Here is a 15,764-nt window from a genome sequence, read left to right as displayed (position 1 = left end):
CACCGGGTGGGCCTGGGTAGGGTGACCTTGACGGACGGAGGCGATCATGACGGCAGACCACCCCTCGAAGCCGACCGGTGATCAGCCCGGCAGCTCGCCGGAGCAGCACGAGTCGGTCCTGCTGGACGAGCCGAGCACGGCCGACCTGCGGGCCAAGGTGACCGAGGCGTGGCGGGAGTTCGCCCGCGCGCTGGCCGAGCGGCTGCGCGGGCTGCCCACCGGGGCGCACGTCGAGCTGACCCTCGACCCGACGGCCTCCGGCACCGGCAACGCCGTCTACTCGATCAGCGTGGACGTGGGCGACGGGGGGCGGGTCTCCGCCCGGGCGGTCGGCAACGCCACCCTGCCGCAGGGCTACCGGCTGGACCGGGCCGCCGTCGCGGACATGATCGCGCTGGGCTGGTCGCCGCCGGGCGTGCTGGAGGGCTCCCGGGACCAGTTCGGCCTGGAGGGCTCGACCGCCGACGCCAGCAAGGTGGCCGCGCTGCTCTCCCGCACCCTGCGCGACGTCTACGGCGCCCCGCACCCGGCCTTCCTCGTCTACCTCGTGCACGACGCCGAGGGGGAGCCGCTGCCGGCCGAACCGCTCGGCACCGCGCGCAGCGAGTTCGGTCCGGACCGCGACGTCGAGGCGGACCTCGACGAGGCGCTGGCGGCCGCCGCGAGCGCGCAGAAGAGCGACGAGGGCGAGGACGTGCTGGCGCTGGAGGAGCGGGTCCGCACGGTCGTGTCGACCATGCTCAAGTCGAAGTCCGACCAGCTCCAGGTTGACTCGGACGGCGACATCAACATCCGGGCCGGCTCGGCGATGGTGTTCGTCCGGGTCCGCGACAACCCGCCGCTGGTCGACGTCCTCTCCCCGGTGCTCACCGAGGTGGAGCCGACCGAGCGCCTCTACGTGAAGCTCTCCGAGCTGACCAACCGGATGCCGATCGGCCGGCTCTACTGCGCCGACGACACCGTCTGGGCCTCCATCCCGGTCTTCGGCCGCAACTTCCAGGCCACCCACCTGATGCTCGCGGTGCAGGTGATGACCGGGCTGGCCGACGAGCTGGACGACCGGCTGCACGGGGAGTTCGGCGGCAAGCGGTTCTTCGGCGAGGGCGACAAGCCGAGCCGGCCGGCGGACTCCGAGCACCGGACGGGCATGTACCTCTGACCCCGTCGGCGCACGCTCGGCCCGTGCGCCGGCCGGTCAGCCGACGTCGAGCAGGGTCTTGCCGACGGTGGCCCGTGACTGCATCGCGGCGTGCGCCTCGGCGGCCCGCTCCAACGGGAACCGCTGCCCGATCAGCGGGCGCAGCCGCCCGGCCGCGCCCTCGGCCAGCGCCCGTACGGTGAGCGCGCGCAGCTCGTCCGGGCCGGCGGTCGGTCGCAGCAGGGCCACCCCGCGCGCCGTGGCGGTGTCCGTCGGCACGTCGGTCCAGCTGCCGGAGGCGAGCCCGAAGCTGAGCATCCGACCGCCGGGGTCGAGCAGGTCGAACGCCGCCTGGCCCACGTCGCCGCCGACGCCGTCGAGGACGACGTCCACCCCGCCGGCCGCGGCGCGTACCCGGTCGGCCCAGTCGGGCTCCCGGTAGTCGATCACGACGTCGGCGCCCGCCGCCCGGACCAGTTCCGTCTTGCGGGGGCCGCCGGCCAGGCCCACCACCCGTGCTCCCGCCCGCGCGGCGAGCTGGACCAGTAGGCCGCCCACCCCACCGGCGGCGGCCTCGACCAGTACCCGTTCCCCCGGCTTGGGCGCGGCGGCGTCGGCCAGCAGCAGCGCGGTACGGCCGTCGGCGAGCAGCGCCACCGCGTCGTCCAGCGCCAGCGCGTCGGGCACCTCGACCGGCGCGGCCCGGTCCACCACGACCCGTTCGGCGTACCCGCCGGAGCCGCCGGTGCCGCTGACCACCCGCCGGCCGACGAGCCCGGGGTCCACGTCCGGGCCAACCGCGCCGATCACGCCGCCGACCCCGTTGCCGGGGATCACCGGCAACGGGCCGCGGAACGGCCCGAACCCGGTGGCCCGGAACATCGTCTCGACGAAGGTGAGGTTGACGTGGGCCACCTCGATCAGCACCTGCCCCGGCCCGGGCGTCGGGTCGGGCGCCGTTCCCGGCACCAGCACCTCCGGCCCGCCGAACTCCCGCAGCCACACCGCCCGCACGATCCCCCCTCACGCCGCCGTCCGACCCAGTCGACGACATGAAGTGGGGTTGAGGTCAAGCGCGGGTCAGCCGGTGGACGGGCCGACGCCGGGGGATTCGACCAGGCGGGAGAGCACGATGGTGCTCCGGGTGGAGGTGACGAACGACTCCGCCCGCAGCCGCTCCAGCGCCTCCTCCAGGTGGGCGATGTCGGCGGCCCGCAGGTGCACCAGGGCGTCCGCCTCGCCCGAGACGGTGTACGCCCCGACCACCTCCGGGTGCCGCCGGGCGGCCACCCCGATCTGCGCGGGGGTGGTCCGGCCGGCGCAGAAGAGCTCGACGAAGGCCTCCGTGGTCCAGCCGACGGCGGCCGGATCGACCACCGCGGTGAAGCCCCGGATCACCCCGGCGGAGCGGAGCCGGTCGACGCGTCTCTTCACCGCCGGAGCGGAGAGTGACACCCGGCTGCCGATGTCGGCGTACGACGCGCGGGCGTCCGCCACGAGCAACGCAATGATTCGCTGGTCGACCGCATCTATCTGCAACGTTCCGCCTTCAGAAAGCAAGAGTTCTGGCTGTTACCAAAGTTCTACGCTACCTACTCTTGGTGACCGTGAACCAGCAGCGAGTGCCGCGAAAGCGGACATATCTCATGTGCTCGCCCGAGCATTTCGCCGTCGAGTACGCCATCAACCCGTGGATGGACGTCACCACCGCGGTCGACGCGGAGCTGGCGGTCAAGCAGTGGGACCGCCTGCGGGAGACGCTGGTCGGTCTCGGCCACGACGTGCACCTGCTCACCCCCGAGGCCGGGCTGCCGGACATGGTCTACGCCGCCAACGGCGCCTTCGTGGTGGACGGGACGGTCTACGGCGCCCAGTTCAAGCACGAGCAGCGCGCCGCCGAGGCCGCCGCGCACCGGGCGTTCTACGAGTCGCAGGGCTGGCGGTTCATTGCGCCGAGCGAGACCAACGAGGGCGAGGGCGACTTCGCGTACCTGCCGGAGGCGCACGGCGGGCTGGTCCTCGCCGGCCACGGCTTCCGCACCGAGCTGCCCGCGCACGCCGAGGCGCAGGAGGCGCTCGGCCGGCCGGTGGTGTCGCTGCGCCTGGTCGACCCGCGCTTCTACCACCTCGACGTGGCGCTCGCCTCGATCGACGACGAGAACATCGTCTACTTCCCGGGCGCCTTCTCGGCGGCCAGCCAGAAGGTGCTCACCCAGCTCTTCCCCGACGCGGTGATCGCGGACGACGAGGACGCGATGACCTTCGGCCTGAACCTGGTCAGCGACGGGCTCAACGTCGTGCTCAACAGCGAGGCGACCCGGCTGGCCGGCAAGCTCAAGGCGGCCGGCTACCACCCGGTGCCGGTCGAGCTGGCCGAGCTGAAGAAGGGCGGCGGCAGCGTGAAGTGCTGCATCGCCGAGCTGCGTCACTGACGCCACCACGGCGTACGCCGAGGGCCGGCCTCCCCGCGGGGAGACCGGCCCTCGGCGCGTACGGGGCCCGGCGCTCAGCCGAGCGTGGCGATCTCGTTGAGCATGACGTTGGACAGCAGCCGGCCGTCGAACTGCACGGTGCGCAGGTACCACCGCTGCTGCGGCGTGCGGGGCTGGTTGAACTGCCACACCCCGCGCGGGCTGTCGATCTGGCCCACCTTGCCGAGGGCCAGGTTGACCTGCTGCGGGGTCGGGTTCGCCCCGGCGATCCGGATCGCCCCGTCGAGCACCTGGGCGGCGTCGTACGAGGCCATCGCGTAGGTGCTGGGCGAGACGTTGAACGTCTTGCGGTACGCGGAGGCGAAGATCCGGTTGGCGTTGTTGTTCAGGTCGGCCGAGTAGTTCGACACCGTCTGGATCGGGCCGGGCAGCAGCCGGTCCTCCTTGTCGTTCACCAGCACGCCGCGTACCTCGTTGAGCACGCTGCCCTCGGTGAGGAAGCCGGGCGCGTAGATCGGCCCGGTGTAGGCCGGGCGGTGCCGGCGCAGCTGCTTGATGAACTGGATGGCCGCGGTGCCGGAGAAGTGGCAGAAGATCGCGGTGGGCCTGCGGTTGAGCGCCTGCCGGATGTCGTAGGCGTACGTGCTCTCGCCCGGGTTGGCGGTGGGGTTCGTCCAGACCGGTTCGCCGGCGATCCGCGGGTCGTCGACGCCGAAGCCCTGGCGGAAGCCCTGCACGACGTCGAGGCTGGCACCGCCCTCCGGCGCGATGATCAACACGCGGCTGCCGGCCGGCAGCCGCTGCTTCAGGTACGCCCCGAGCGCCCGGCCCGGCTCGTCCAGCACGTACGAGGTGCGCCAGATGTAGACCACGCTCTGCAGGCTGACCGGCGAGGCGTTCGACCCGATCAGCGGCACCCGGGCCTTCTCCACGATGTCCCGGATGCCGGACATCACCGTCGGGTTGACCACCCCGGTGAGGGCGAGCACGCCCTGCTTGAGCAGGCCGTTGACGGCGTCCTGACCGGTTTCGGCCTTGTCGCCCTCGTCGGCCTTCACCAGGGTCACCGGGTGCCCGCCGAGGCGCTGGCCGTGGGTGGCCAGGTAGAGCTCGAAGCCGTTGACGATGTCCTCGCCGATGGTCTTGCCCGAGCCACTTTCGGGCGCGACGAGACCGATTTTGATCGGCGAGCCGGTCGCGACCGGCTCAGCCTCGTCGTCCGTGCCACAGCCGGCGACCAGCCCGGTGGTACCGAGCGCGGCCAGCAGCTGCAGGGCGCGCCTGCGGTTCATCTGCGACACCAAAATCCTTCCGGAGCGTTGCGGGGCGTCCCCGCCCCCTCGGCGTTCTACCTGGTTGACGACGCTGCGTCAATGGCTATTGATCTTCGTGCAGCGACTGCAACGCATCTCTGACGCGCGGCCAGGCGGCCGACTCCGGGTCGATGAGCCCGAAGTGCTCGCATTCTGGCAGTTCAACGAGGCTCACATCGCCCCCCGCCGCCTGGGCTGCGGCCGCGTAACCCCGGCTGATCGTGACCGGCACCTGCAGGTCCTGGACCCCGTGCACGATCACGGTGCGTGTCCGAATCGGCACCAATTCCCGTGGATCGGTCGCCGCGTACCGGTCCGGGTGTTCCGCCGGGCCGCCGCCGAGCAGCGCGGCCACCGCCCCGCCGTCCAGGTCCAGCCGGTACGCCTCGGCGAGGTCGGCGACCGGGGCCAGCGCCAGCACCCCCCGTACGGTGACCGGGGCGTGCGCCGCCGCGTAGAGCGCGAGGTGCCCGCCGGCCGAGTGCCCGAGCAGCACCGGTGGCCCGGCGGCCACCCGGCCGGGCAGGGCGCGGGCGGCCAGCGCGGGCAGCGCCGCCACCCCGGCCAGCACGTCGGTGAGGGTGCCGGGCCAGCCGCCGCCCGGCTGCCCGGTCCGCCGGTACTCCAGCTGCGCCACCGGCCAGCCCAGCGCCGCCAGCGCGGCGGCCAGCGGGCCGGTGTGGGTCCGGTCGTACTCGGCCCGCCAGAAGCCACCGTGCAGCACCGCGACCAGCGGCCGGGCCGGGCCGTCCCCGGCGGGGCGGCGCAGGTCGACGATCTGGTCGGCGTGGTCGCCGTAGGCGAGGGTCAGGTCGGGGGGCGGAGCGGGCCGGGTGAGCACGGCGCGCGGGTCGGCGGGCATGTCGGCGACGGTAGCGCGACCGCCACCGGCCGGGGGGCGTGACCGGTCCCACCGCGTGTGGCTCGCGGGCGTGGGTAAAGATGGGTGCCATGACCGACGCGCACTCCGCTGGACAGAACGACGAGCCGGGCACCGAGGACACCGGGCACTCGGGCACCGTGGTGGTGATCGGCCCGGACGGCCGTCCGGTCGGCACCGTGCAGACCGACGAGGCGGTGGGCGAGGACCCGACCCGCCTGGTCGAGCAGCCGGCCAAGGTGATGCGGATCGGCAGCATGATCAAGCAGCTGCTGGAGGAGGTCAAGTCGGCCCCGCTGGACGACGCCAGCCGGCACCGGATGCGGGAGATCCACGAGCGGTCGATCGTCGAGCTCAAGGAGGGCCTCGCCCCCGAGCTGCGCGAGGAGCTGGAGCGGATCTCGCTGCCCTTCACCGAGGACAAGGCGCCCAGTGAGGGCGAGCTGCGCATCGCCCACGCCCAGCTCGTCGGCTGGCTGGAGGGGTTGTTCCACGGCATCCAGGCCGCGCTGGTCGCCCAGCAGATGGCCGCCCGGGTGCAGCTGGAGCAGATGCGCTCCGGCCGGCAGGCGCTGCCGAGCGGCCCCGGCGGGATGGTGCCGGGCATGCCGGGCATCGGCCAGCCGCAGGGCGGCGAGGGGCATCCCACCGGCCAGTACCTCTGACCGATGGGCCCGCTCAGCCCACCCCGAAGACCTTCTCCAGGTACGCCGCCACGCCGTCGGCGGAGTTCGCCCCGGTCACCTCGTCGGCGATCGCCAGGACGGCGGGGTGTGCGTTGGCCACGGCCACCGCCCGACCGGCCCAGGTCAGCATCGGCAGGTCGTTGGGCATGTCGCCGAACGCGAGCACGTCGCGTTCGTCGATGCCGAGGCGGGCGGCGTACCAGGCCAGCCCGGCCGCCTTGGTCACCCCGGCGGCGGAGATCTCCACCAGCCCGCTGTACGACGAGTGCGTCGCCTCGGCCAGCCCCTGCAGCGCCCCGGCCACCACCCGGACGAAGACGTCCGGGTCCTGCTCCCCGGCCCGGGCCAGCAGCTTCACCGCCGGTACGGAGTGCAGCTCCTCGGGCGACTCGACGGCCCGGATGGCGTCGTGGTCGGCGTCCCAGCGCAGCGGGTATTGCGCCTCGTGCCGCATCTGCCGGCTGTCGACGATCTCCACCGCGAAGCTCACCTCGGGCACCGCGGCGCGCAGCCGGCGGGCCACCTCGGCGAGGAGTTCCGGGGCGAGCGGGTCGGCCCGCAGCACCTCGTCGGCGACCGGGTCGTACACCACGGCGCCGTTGGCGCAGATCGCCGGCAGCGGGGCGGTGAGCTGGTCGTACACGAGCTGGAGCCAGCGGATCGGGCGGCCGGTGACCAGCACGACCGGCGTGCCCTGCGCGCAGATCCGCTCCAGCACCGTCGCGGTACGCGCGCTGAGCGTCCGGTCGTCGCCGAGCAGGGTGCCGTCGATGTCGGTCGCGACCAGTCGGGGTGTCTCTCCCATCACCGGGAGAGTAGCCGGTCCAGGTAGACCGCGACTCCGTCGTCGTCGTTGCGCAGGGTGATCTCGTCCGCGGCGGCGCGGACCGTGGGGTGCGCGTTGGAGACGGCCACCCGGCCCCAGCCGGCCCAGGCGAACATCGGCAGGTCGTTGGGCATGTCCCCGAAGACCAGCACCTCCGCCGGGTCGACGCCGAGCCGCTCGGCCACCACGCTGAGCCCGGTGGCCTTGTCCACCCCCGGCGGGCAGATCTCGACGAAGCCCAGCCCGGCCTGGGTGAGCGTGGCCACCTGCGGCGGGACGATCCGGCGGGCGGTGGCCAGCAGCTCGTCCACGTGGTGGTCGGCGGTCCGGACGAACGCCTTGATCACGTCGCAGGAGAGGCACTCGGCGCGGCTGCGCGCCTCGAACCGGTCCTGGTACGGCCAGCTCGGGTGGTAGTCGCCCCAGAGCGGCGCGTCCTGCTCGCCGGACGCCTCGACCATCACGGTCAGCGGCCCGACCTCGGCCTCCAGGTCGGCCAGCAGCCCGGCCAGCACCTCACCGGGTAGCCGCTCGTCGCGCAGCACCACCGGGCCGCCCGGGTCGCTCTGGTCTACCACGCAGCCGCCGCCGGCCATCACCAGGAAGTCGGCGGCGCGGATGTCGTTACGGGTGAGTTCCTTGAGCCGGGGGCCGCGACCGGTCGCGCCGACCACCGGGATGCCGGCGGCCCGCACCCGGTCCAGCACCTGGTGGGTGTACGCGGAGACGGTCTCGTCGCTACGGACGAGCGTCCCGTCCAGATCGGTGGCGATCAGCTTGGGCAGGCCCGGGCGGATCATGGTTCCTCCTTCGCCCGCCGCCGTCGCAGCCAGCCGTTTCGGTCATCGGTGCCTCGACCCGGAGTGACGGCGGGCAGCAACCGTACCTCGCGGTACCGGTCCCGACCACGGCGTTCCGGCGAATCCGGCGTCAACGCCAAGTGACGTCCGGGTCCCGTCCCGGTGAGCGCCGCGGCACCGGCGCGGCCCGGCCCGCGTCCGAGTCACCGGAGACCGCGTCGTCGGGACGGCCGGTCAGCCGGCCGACTCCCGACGGGCGAACGGCACGGTCGGCGTGACGGTGAGGTCGGCCGGGCCGTCGTCCTCCGCGCGGCCGGGCCGGCGGTAGTCGACCGGCTCCGCCTCCGGGTCGGTGTCCCCCTCCGACTGCTCGGCCGGCTGCCGGCCGGCGAGCTGGAGCGCGGCCCCGGCCAGCGCGGTCGCCACGAAGGCCATCACCAGGCCCCGCCCGTAGTCCACCCGGAAGCCGTCCTCGGACGAGTAGAACAGGGCCCGCTGTCCGGAATCGTCCAGCGAGAAGGCGGTCGCCGTCAGCAGCGCCAGCAGCGCGCCGGCCACGGCCAGCCCGGCCAGCCGCGCCTCCCGCCGGACGGCCGGGCCGCCGCGCAGGGCCAGCGCCGTCACGGCGGCGAGCAGCAGCAGCCCCACCAGGTACGCGACCCCGAAGCCGGCGACCTCGGCCACCCCGCCGGGCACCCGGACGGTGACGTTGCCCTCCGGGCCCCCGTTCGGCAGCGTCATCACCAGCCACTCGCCGACCAGGGAGGCCGTCGCCGCGACCGCGCCGAGGACGGCCAGCACCAGGGGCAGCCGGCGGTCCCGGCCGAGCCCGCCGAGGGCGCGGCCCCACCGTCCGGCCGGGGCGGGGGACGGCGAGCCCCACTCGACGACGGCCGTGCCGTCGGAGCGGTCCTCCTGTCGCGGGACGGGGAGATCCTCAGACATCGGCCACCTTCCGCCGTCGCGGGCCTGAACCGCATCATGACACGCCCGGCGGCGCCGGTCGGGGACACGACGTGGCGGCGGTGGGTACGCCGGGTCGGTCGCCCGACGGGGCGGTTTCGGTTAGCGTCGGGTGCATGCCTATCCGTACCGCTTCCGCACGTTGGCAGGGCAACCTCACCGAGGGTTCCGGGACCGTCCGCACCGGCAAGGGCGGACTCCAGGGGAACTACTCCTTCAAGTCGCGTTTCGAGGAGGGCGAGGGGACCAACCCCGAGGAGCTCATCGGCGCCGCGCACGCCGGCTGCTTCTCGATGGCGCTCTCCAAGCAGCTCGCCGACGCGGGCGCCACCGACTCGTCGGTGGACACCATTGCCAAGGTCCACTTCGACAAGACCGACGCGGGCATGTCCGTGACCCGGATCGACCTGGAGACCGTCGGCCAGGTGCCGGGCATGGACGAGGCGCAGTTCACCAAGCTGGCCGAGGCCGCCAAGGAGAACTGCCCGATCTCGCGGCTGCTCTCCCCGGGCGCGCAGATCAGCCTCTCCGCCCGCCTGGCCTCCTGACCCCGACCGGTCGTACGCGACGGAAAGGGTGCCGGACCGGCACCCTTTCCGTGGCTCCGCGCGGATCTTGACGTGGCGGGCCGCCCGGCGTCGGGGACAATGGACGGCGTGGCGGTCGAGATGAGCCGGGAACGCTTCGAGGAACTGGTCGGGGAAGCCCTCGACGAGGTGCCCGAGGAACTGCTCGGGCTGATGAGCAACGTGGTGATCCTGGTCGAGGACGACCCGCCGCCCGGCGAGGACCTGCTCGGCCTCTACGAGGGGCACGCGCTCACCAGCCGGGGATGGGACTACTCCGGTGTGCTGCCGGACCGGATCCTCATCTACCGCCGCCCGATCCTGCGCATCTGCGACAGCGAGGACGACGTGGTCGACGAGGTGGCGGTGACCGTCGTTCACGAGATCGCCCACCACTTCGGCATCGACGACGACCGGTTGCACGCCCTGGGCTGGGCCTGACGGCCCTGCTCGGCGGCCCCGCGCGGCCGATGCCACCGGTTGCGCTGGTCACCTACCCTCCGGTGAGACACACCCCGAACCAGGAGGAAACCGATGCGCAGCGCGCTGTTCTCCGCGGAGAACCTCGAGAAGGAGTCCGCCCAGCCCGGCATGCGGCTGCAGAACTCCAAGATGCTGAAGATCGAGCTGAACGGCGAGGCCATGGCCCGGGTCGGCTCGATGGTCGCCTACCAGGGGCAGGTGCAGTTCCAGGCGCTCGGCTCCGGTGGCATCGGCAAGTTCATCAAGCAGCGCCTGACCGGTGAGGGTGTGCCGCTGATGAAGCTCAGCGGCCAGGGCGACGTCTTCCTCGCCGAGCTGAGCAAGGACGTGCACATCATCGACCTGGAGCCGGGCGACGCCCTCTCCATCAACGGCTCCAGCGTGCTGGCCTTCGACTCGACCCTGTCGTACGACATCAAGATGGTCGGCGGCGCCGGCATGGCCTCGTCGTCCGGCCTGTTCAACTGCGTCTTCAGCGGCCACGGCCGGATCGCCATCACCACCAAGGGCACCCCGGTGGTGCTCAACGTCGACGCACCCACCTACGTCGACCCGCAGGCCGCCGTCTGCTGGTCGGCCAACCTCCAGACCGGCTACCACCGCGCCGAGCAGCTCGGCCTGGGCACGCTGCTCGGCCGCAGCACCGGCGAGGCGTTCACGATGAGCTTCGCCGGTCAGGGCTTCGTGGTGGTGCAGCCCTCCGAGGAGCCGCCGGTCATGGGCAGCGGCACCCAGCAGCAGCAGGGTGGCCTGCTCGGCGGCCTGCTCAGCTGACCGGGTCGGCGGGGTGCCCGGTCCGGGTGCCCCGCCGGGTCAGCTCAGCTCGCCGGCGCGCAGCCGGGCCAGCCAGGCCGCCGCGTCGGCGTAGTCGGCGTCGGAGAGACCGGCGGGCGCCGGGACCGGCCGCTCGGCCGCCCCGTCGACCCAGCGGTGCCGGGGGTACGACCCGAGGAAGCGCACGTCGGCGCAGACCCGGCGCAGCCCCTGCAACGCCTCGCCCATCCGTACGTCGGCCACGTGCCCGGTGCAGTCGAGGAAGAAGACGTACCGGCCCAGCGCCTCGCCCGTCGGGCGGGACTCGATCCGGGTCAGGTTGACCCCGCGTACGGCCAGCTCCATCAGCACCGACAGCAGGGCGCCCACCCGGTCGTGGGCGATGTACACGGCGAGCGAGGTGACGTCGTCCCCGGTGGGGGGCGGCGGCGGGCCGGGGCGGGACACCAGCGCGAAGCGGGTCACCGCGTCGGGGTGATCGGCGATCTTGTCGGCGAGCACGGCCAGCCGGTGCCGGGTGGCCCCGATCGGGGCGCAGATCGCCGCGTCGTAGTCACCGGCGGCCGCGCCGGCCGCCGCCGCGCCGTTGGAGAGCACGTCGACCACCGTCGCGTCGGGCAGGTGGTCCCGCAGCCAGTTCCGGCACTGGGTGGAGGCCTGCGGATGGGCCGCCACGCTGCGTACCGCGCCGAGCGTGGTGCCGGGGCGGGCGCCGAGCACGAACTCGACCGGCAGGATCACCTCCCGGGTGATCACCACCGGGTCCCCCTCGGCCAGCTCGTCGAGGGTCACCCCGACCGCGCCGCCGATCGAGTTCTCCAGCGGCACCAGGGCCGCGTCGGCGTCCCCCGCCCGTACGCTCTCCAGCGCCTCGCCGACGCTGCGTGCCGGCGTACGGCTGCCGTGCTCGGCGGCGGGCACGGTGCGCAGCGCCTGCTCGGCGAAGGTGCCCTCGGGTCCGAGGTAGACGTAGCGGGTCGGTGGTGTACCGGGCATGTCGCCCAGCCTACGCACCGGGTACCGCCCCCGTGCCGGCGTCGCAGGCCAACGTCCGGATGCCGGGCGGCGCGACGGTCCGCACCTCGATCGAGCAGACGTCGGTCCCGGCGGTGACCAGGCGCAGCGCGGTGGACTCGGTACGGGTGACCACCTGGAGTTCCTCGTGCCCGGTCACGGCCAGCACGGTGTACTGCCAGTCGGCCGCGCAGAGCGGCCCCTGGGTGGCGCGCACCGACACGCCCCGGGGGAGCACCCGGCCGCGCAGCAGCCCCACCACCCGGTCGGCGGAGGGCCGGCCGGCGCAGGCGACGGCGACCAGGCCGGGCGTGGGGCTGGGCGTCGGCGGAAACGTCGGCGCGATGCCCAGCGGCGGGGTCACCGGCGGGGCGGCGGTCGGCGCCGCAGGGGTGACGAGCGCCGGCCGGGAGCTGGTGGCCGGCGCGGGGGCGGGTTCCGGCGGGGCGCCGCAGGCGGCGAGCGGCACGACGGCGAGCAGTACGCCGGCGCCGACCAGCCGGCGGGGTGGGGTGCGGGGCGGTGCGTCAGGCGGCACGGACCGGTCCTCGGGGGATCGAGCCTCGGGTGGCATCGGGTCGTGACGGCCGGGGGTGGCCGAGCCCATCGTAGGAGGATCCGGCGGCGCGGTGAAGGTCAGCGCAGCACCCGGTGCCCGGCCCGTTCCAGCGCGCCGGTCGCCTCGCCGAGGCGTACCGCCGGGACCAGCACGTGGTCGGTGTCGTAGGTGGAGAACGCGACCACGCTGACCCGGGCCTCGGCGAGCGGGTCGACCAGGGCGGCGAGGGTGCCGGTGAGCGCGAGGCCGACCGGCCCGACCACGCGCAGGCACCGCCAGTCGGTCTCCACGTCCGCCTGTGCGGGCGCCCGGCCGGCGGGGCAGATGACCGAGATCCCGTCGGCCGTCCAGCTCACCGTGACCACGTCCGCGACGCCCGGCTCGGCCCACAGGGCGGGGGGCAGGGAGGTGCCGGCGGCGAGCCGGCACACGGCGTACTCCCCCGGGAGCAGGGCGACATCGAGCATGAGGGCACCTTACGGCGTCGGTGCCGGCCCGCCCCAGCATCGCGGCGTGCGGCGCCCGCCACATCTCGGACGCAGGTCAGATCTCGGAGAAGAAGGTGAGTGAGCCGGCGACCGAGCCGTCGGTGAGCACCGGGGTGGAGATGGCGTCGACGGTGGCGTCGGGCGCGTCCTCGCCGGCGGGCTGGACCCGGAGCAGGCCCCGGGCCAGCCGGCCGGAGTGCAGGGCGAGCAGCGGCGGGATCTTGTCGGTCTCCTGCTCGGTCAGCTCGCCCCGGGCGGCGGTGAAGTCGAGCAGCCGCAGGCCGCCCTCCAGCAGCGGCAGGCCCACCACGTCCTCCGGTGCGCCCAGGCAAAGCAGGTCGCAGCCGGCGGACGAGATCGCCACGACCCGGGTGTCCGCGTCGATCAGGAGGCAGGGCTCCTCGGCGTGGGAGACCATGGCCGACCACTGCCCGACGTTGTCGCCCCCCGGCTCTGTCGGTGTCCGCGACGCTGGCGCGAACACTTTGGAGAGCGAGAGTTCGACGTGGGCCACCGAGCCTCCTATGTACACCGACGGTCTGTCCACGCTAGCCGGTCGTCGCGACGGTCGCTGTACCGCGCTGCTGCCACCGGCCGCCGGTGACGATCGGATGCCCGGAACGACCGGGCGGCCGGCGACGGCGCGGATCGTAGCTGACCTCGGTGAACACCGGGCCGCGTGGCGTCGACGGTGACGTTACCGGCGGGCGGCCGGCTTGTCAGCGGCCGTTCGGCCCTCGTCGTACCACCGGTAGTCGGCGGCGGGACGGTACGTGCCGTTGAGCCACGTCTGCGGCTGCTGCGCGACCCGGGACAGCTTCTCGGCGGTGGCCGGGCTGATCCGGTTGCCCCCGGCGACGAGGAGCCGGTCCAGCTCCCGATGGGTCGCCATGAGGCAGTCCTTGGGCAGGCCGTAGACGCTGATGACGCCGGAGCCGACGAAGGTCAGCACCGGCGTCACCGGGATCGGCAGGCCGACCGCGTCGGAGAGGGCCTTGCTCGCCCGCTTGGCGTCGCGCCGGGCCTCGGCCACGTACGGCGGCCGCTTGCCGTTGATCTGGACGACGTCCCCGGCGACCAGCACCCGGGCGCGCCCGTGGTCGGCGATGCTCACCGCGAAGAGCCCGCTCGGGCCGATGGCGAGGAAGCCGGCCCGGTCGTCCTGGCCGCGGTCGAGCAGCACGTCGGCGACGTCCGTACGCGGCCACTCGATGACGTGCCAGGCGGGCCCCAGGTGGTCGAGCTGACCGAGCGCGCGCGCCCCGGCGGCCTCCAGCCGGCGCGCGCCCCGCTCCGCCCGACGGCGGCGGGCCCACTCCAACGGGGTCGGGCGGGCCGGCTCCAGCGCCGACGGCGCCTCGGCCCGGGGGTGCGGCACCGCCACGGGCGGCAGTGCCCGGGTGGGTACGGCTCGACGAGCGGGAAAGACAGTCATCGCGACCTCCGGCAAAAGGTCCCTCGAAGTTATGTCCTCACTACCCTACGTTGCCGTCCCCCGGGTAGGGCAAGTTGGAGCGCCGGAATGAGTGCGGATGAATGCCATATTCATCCACACTTCTTTCCCCGAACACCCTTCGCACCTGCCCTACGCTGCGAGGGTGACCCACTACGTGGACAGCGAGGTCGGTCGGCTCGGCACGGTGCTGCTGCACCGCCCCGGGCCCGAGCTGGCCCGGCTCACCCCTCGCAACAACGACTCGTTGCTCTTCGACGCTATCCCATGGGTGGGACGGGCGCAGGAGGAGCACGACGCCTTCGCGGCGGCGTTGCGCGGGCGCGGCGTGGAGGTGCTCTACCTCGCCGACCTGCTCGCCGAGACCCTGGCCGTCCCCGACGCGCGCGCCGAGTTGACCGAGGTGGTGCTCCGCTCGCCCCGACTCGGCGACACGCTGCGCCGCCGCGTCGCCGATCACCTCGCCTACCTCGATCCGGCGGCGCTGGCCGACGTGTTCATCGCCGGGCTCGCCCACGAGGAGGTGCGGATCAGCCCGGAACGCCCCGGCGGGCTGGTGTGGACGCTGATGGACCGGCACGACTTCGTCATCGACCCGCTGCCCAACCTGCTCTTCACCCGCGACTCGTCACTGTGGATCGGAGACCGGGTCGGGGTCACCAGCCTCGCCATGCCGGCCCGCCGGCGGGAGTCCACCCTGACCGACGCGATCTACCGCCACCACCCGCGCTTCGTCGGCACCCAGGCCGTCTACCATCCGGAGCTGGAGCACCTGGAGGGCGGCGACGTGCTGCTGCTCGCGCCCGGTGTGCTCGCGGTCGGGGTGGGTGAGCGGACCACCCCGGCCGGCGCGGAGCGGCTGGCCCGGCAGGTCTTCGCCGCCGGGCTGGCGCACACCATCCTGGTGGTGCCGATCGCCCAGGAACGCGCCACCATGCACCTCGACACGGTCTGCACGATGGTCGACGCCGACGCGGTGCTGATGTACCCGAACATCGCCAGCAGCCTGTCCGCGTACACGGTGATCGCCGGGCCCGACGGCGAGCCGCGGGTGGACGGCCCGGCGCCGTTCCTGCGCGCCGCCGCCGACGCGATGGACCTCGACCAGCTCCGGGTGATCGACACCGGGCTGGACCCGGTCACCGCCGAACGCGAGCAGTGGGACGACGGCAACAACACCCTCGCCCTGGCGCCCCGGCTCTGCGTCGGCTACGAGCGCAACACCGAGACCAACGCCCAGCTCGAACGGGCCGGCATCGAGGTCATCCCGATCGCCGGTTCCGAGCTGGGCTCGGGCCGGGGCGGCCCGCGCTGCATGTCCTGCCCGCTGGTCCGCGAGCCACTACGGCGGCCCTGACCGCGCTTCCGGGCCGGTCATGCGGGCCCGGA

At 73.7% G+C, this 15,764-nt stretch carries 19 protein-coding genes; 7 read left to right on the top strand and 12 right to left on the bottom strand.

Features of this window, described 5'->3' with window-relative positions:
- Positions 1–46 precede the first annotated feature (46 nt).
- Positions 47–1,159 (top strand): T3SS (YopN, CesT) and YbjN peptide-binding chaperone 1, encoded by a 1,113-nt coding sequence (locus tag ACTWM8_RS30460; protein WP_446211933.1) that lies wholly within the window; start codon positions 47–49, stop codon positions 1,157–1,159.
- 36 nt (positions 1,160–1,195) lie between these two features.
- Here ACTWM8_RS30460 and ACTWM8_RS30455 read toward each other — a convergent pair whose 3' ends face one another.
- Entirely contained in the window at positions 1,196–2,152 is a 957-nt protein-coding gene (locus tag ACTWM8_RS30455; RefSeq protein WP_446211932.1) for a zinc-binding dehydrogenase, read from the bottom strand.
- A 66-nt stretch (positions 2,153–2,218) separates the two neighbouring features.
- Positions 2,219–2,677: an Lrp/AsnC family transcriptional regulator gene (locus tag ACTWM8_RS30450; RefSeq protein WP_088959726.1), complete on the bottom strand. Its 459-nt coding sequence runs from the start codon at positions 2,675–2,677 to the stop codon at positions 2,219–2,221.
- Positions 2,678–2,784: 107 nt separating this feature from the next.
- Between ACTWM8_RS30450 and ddaH the strand changes: the two genes are divergently transcribed.
- The gene (ddaH, locus tag ACTWM8_RS30445) at positions 2,785–3,570 is read left to right on the top strand and encodes a dimethylargininase (RefSeq protein WP_446214720.1); all 786 of its coding nucleotides are present in this window, start codon (positions 2,785–2,787) and stop codon (positions 3,568–3,570) included.
- Positions 3,571–3,644: 74 nt separating this feature from the next.
- Here ddaH and ACTWM8_RS30440 read toward each other — a convergent pair whose 3' ends face one another.
- Together ACTWM8_RS30440 and ACTWM8_RS30435 are read right to left on the bottom strand one after the other, a co-directional pair.
- The gene (locus ACTWM8_RS30440) at positions 3,645–4,871 is read right to left on the bottom strand and encodes an ABC transporter substrate-binding protein (RefSeq protein ID WP_446211931.1); all 1,227 of its coding nucleotides are present in this window, start codon (positions 4,869–4,871) and stop codon (positions 3,645–3,647) included.
- 76 nt (positions 4,872–4,947) lie between these two features.
- A complete protein-coding gene (locus tag ACTWM8_RS30435) occupies positions 4,948–5,745 on the bottom strand; it encodes an alpha/beta hydrolase family protein (RefSeq protein ID WP_446211930.1) in 798 nt (265 codons plus the stop codon).
- An 80-nt stretch (positions 5,746–5,825) separates the two neighbouring features.
- On the opposite strand from ACTWM8_RS30435, the gene ACTWM8_RS30430 reads away from it, so the two are divergent.
- Entirely contained in the window at positions 5,826–6,428 is a 603-nt protein-coding gene (locus tag ACTWM8_RS30430; protein WP_446211929.1) for a bacterial proteasome activator family protein, read from the top strand.
- Positions 6,429–6,441: 13 nt separating this feature from the next.
- Here the strand turns inward: ACTWM8_RS30430 and ACTWM8_RS30425 are convergent, their stop codons facing one another.
- The 3 genes from ACTWM8_RS30425 to ACTWM8_RS30415 all read right to left on the bottom strand — a co-directional run bounded on the left by ACTWM8_RS30425 (position 6,442) and on the right by ACTWM8_RS30415 (position 9,020).
- A complete protein-coding gene (locus ACTWM8_RS30425; RefSeq protein ID WP_446211928.1) occupies positions 6,442–7,254 on the bottom strand; it encodes an HAD family hydrolase in 813 nt (270 codons plus the stop codon).
- On the bottom strand, positions 7,254–8,075 hold the full coding sequence (locus tag ACTWM8_RS30420) for an HAD family hydrolase (RefSeq protein WP_446211927.1): 822 nt from the start codon (positions 8,073–8,075) through the stop codon (positions 7,254–7,256). The genes ACTWM8_RS30425 and ACTWM8_RS30420 overlap by 1 nt, the downstream gene beginning before the upstream one ends.
- Positions 8,076–8,309: 234 nt before the next feature.
- Positions 8,310–9,020 (bottom strand): hypothetical protein, encoded by a 711-nt coding sequence (locus tag ACTWM8_RS30415; protein WP_446211926.1) that lies wholly within the window; start codon positions 9,018–9,020, stop codon positions 8,310–8,312.
- 134 nt (positions 9,021–9,154) lie between these two features.
- On the opposite strand from ACTWM8_RS30415, the gene ACTWM8_RS30410 reads away from it, so the two are divergent.
- The 3 genes from ACTWM8_RS30410 to ACTWM8_RS30400 all read left to right on the top strand — a co-directional run bounded on the left by ACTWM8_RS30410 (position 9,155) and on the right by ACTWM8_RS30400 (position 10,861).
- Positions 9,155–9,586 carry an OsmC family protein gene (locus ACTWM8_RS30410; RefSeq protein ID WP_446211925.1) on the top strand — a complete coding sequence of 144 codons (432 nt, stop codon included), beginning with the start codon at positions 9,155–9,157 and terminating at the stop codon, positions 9,584–9,586.
- Positions 9,587–9,685: 99 nt separating this feature from the next.
- Positions 9,686–10,045 carry a metallopeptidase family protein gene (locus tag ACTWM8_RS30405; protein WP_446211924.1) on the top strand — a complete coding sequence of 120 codons (360 nt, stop codon included), beginning with the start codon at positions 9,686–9,688 and terminating at the stop codon, positions 10,043–10,045.
- Positions 10,046–10,138: 93 nt separating this feature from the next.
- Positions 10,139–10,861: an AIM24 family protein gene (locus ACTWM8_RS30400; protein ID WP_377609321.1), complete on the top strand. Its 723-nt coding sequence runs from the start codon at positions 10,139–10,141 to the stop codon at positions 10,859–10,861.
- 39 nt (positions 10,862–10,900) lie between these two features.
- On the opposite strand, the gene pheA is transcribed toward ACTWM8_RS30400, so the two are convergent.
- The 5 genes from pheA to ACTWM8_RS30375 all read right to left on the bottom strand — a co-directional run bounded on the left by pheA (position 10,901) and on the right by ACTWM8_RS30375 (position 14,357).
- Positions 10,901–11,857 carry a prephenate dehydratase gene (pheA, locus tag ACTWM8_RS30395; RefSeq protein ID WP_154941149.1) on the bottom strand — a complete coding sequence of 319 codons (957 nt, stop codon included), beginning with the start codon at positions 11,855–11,857 and terminating at the stop codon, positions 10,901–10,903.
- 10 nt (positions 11,858–11,867) lie between these two features.
- On the bottom strand, positions 11,868–12,374 hold the full coding sequence (locus ACTWM8_RS30390) for a hypothetical protein (RefSeq protein ID WP_446214719.1): 507 nt from the start codon (positions 12,372–12,374) through the stop codon (positions 11,868–11,870).
- A 137-nt stretch (positions 12,375–12,511) separates the two neighbouring features.
- Positions 12,512–12,901 carry an ACT domain-containing protein gene (locus ACTWM8_RS30385; RefSeq protein WP_154941152.1) on the bottom strand — a complete coding sequence of 130 codons (390 nt, stop codon included), beginning with the start codon at positions 12,899–12,901 and terminating at the stop codon, positions 12,512–12,514.
- A 76-nt stretch (positions 12,902–12,977) separates the two neighbouring features.
- A complete protein-coding gene (locus tag ACTWM8_RS30380) occupies positions 12,978–13,436 on the bottom strand; it encodes a hypothetical protein (RefSeq protein WP_446211923.1) in 459 nt (152 codons plus the stop codon).
- 183 nt (positions 13,437–13,619) lie between these two features.
- Positions 13,620–14,357 carry a hypothetical protein gene (locus ACTWM8_RS30375; protein WP_088959739.1) on the bottom strand — a complete coding sequence of 246 codons (738 nt, stop codon included), beginning with the start codon at positions 14,355–14,357 and terminating at the stop codon, positions 13,620–13,622.
- 163 nt (positions 14,358–14,520) lie between these two features.
- Here ACTWM8_RS30375 and ACTWM8_RS30370 point away from each other — a divergent pair, with 163 nt between their 5' ends.
- Positions 14,521–15,732 carry an arginine deiminase gene (locus tag ACTWM8_RS30370; protein WP_446211922.1) on the top strand — a complete coding sequence of 404 codons (1,212 nt, stop codon included), beginning with the start codon at positions 14,521–14,523 and terminating at the stop codon, positions 15,730–15,732.
- Positions 15,733–15,764 lie beyond the last annotated feature (32 nt).

The organism is Micromonospora sp. IBSANI012 (assembly GCF_052814045.1).
The sequence above is the reverse complement of the archived record's forward strand: the minus strand, read 5'-3'. Positions and strand labels throughout refer to the sequence as shown.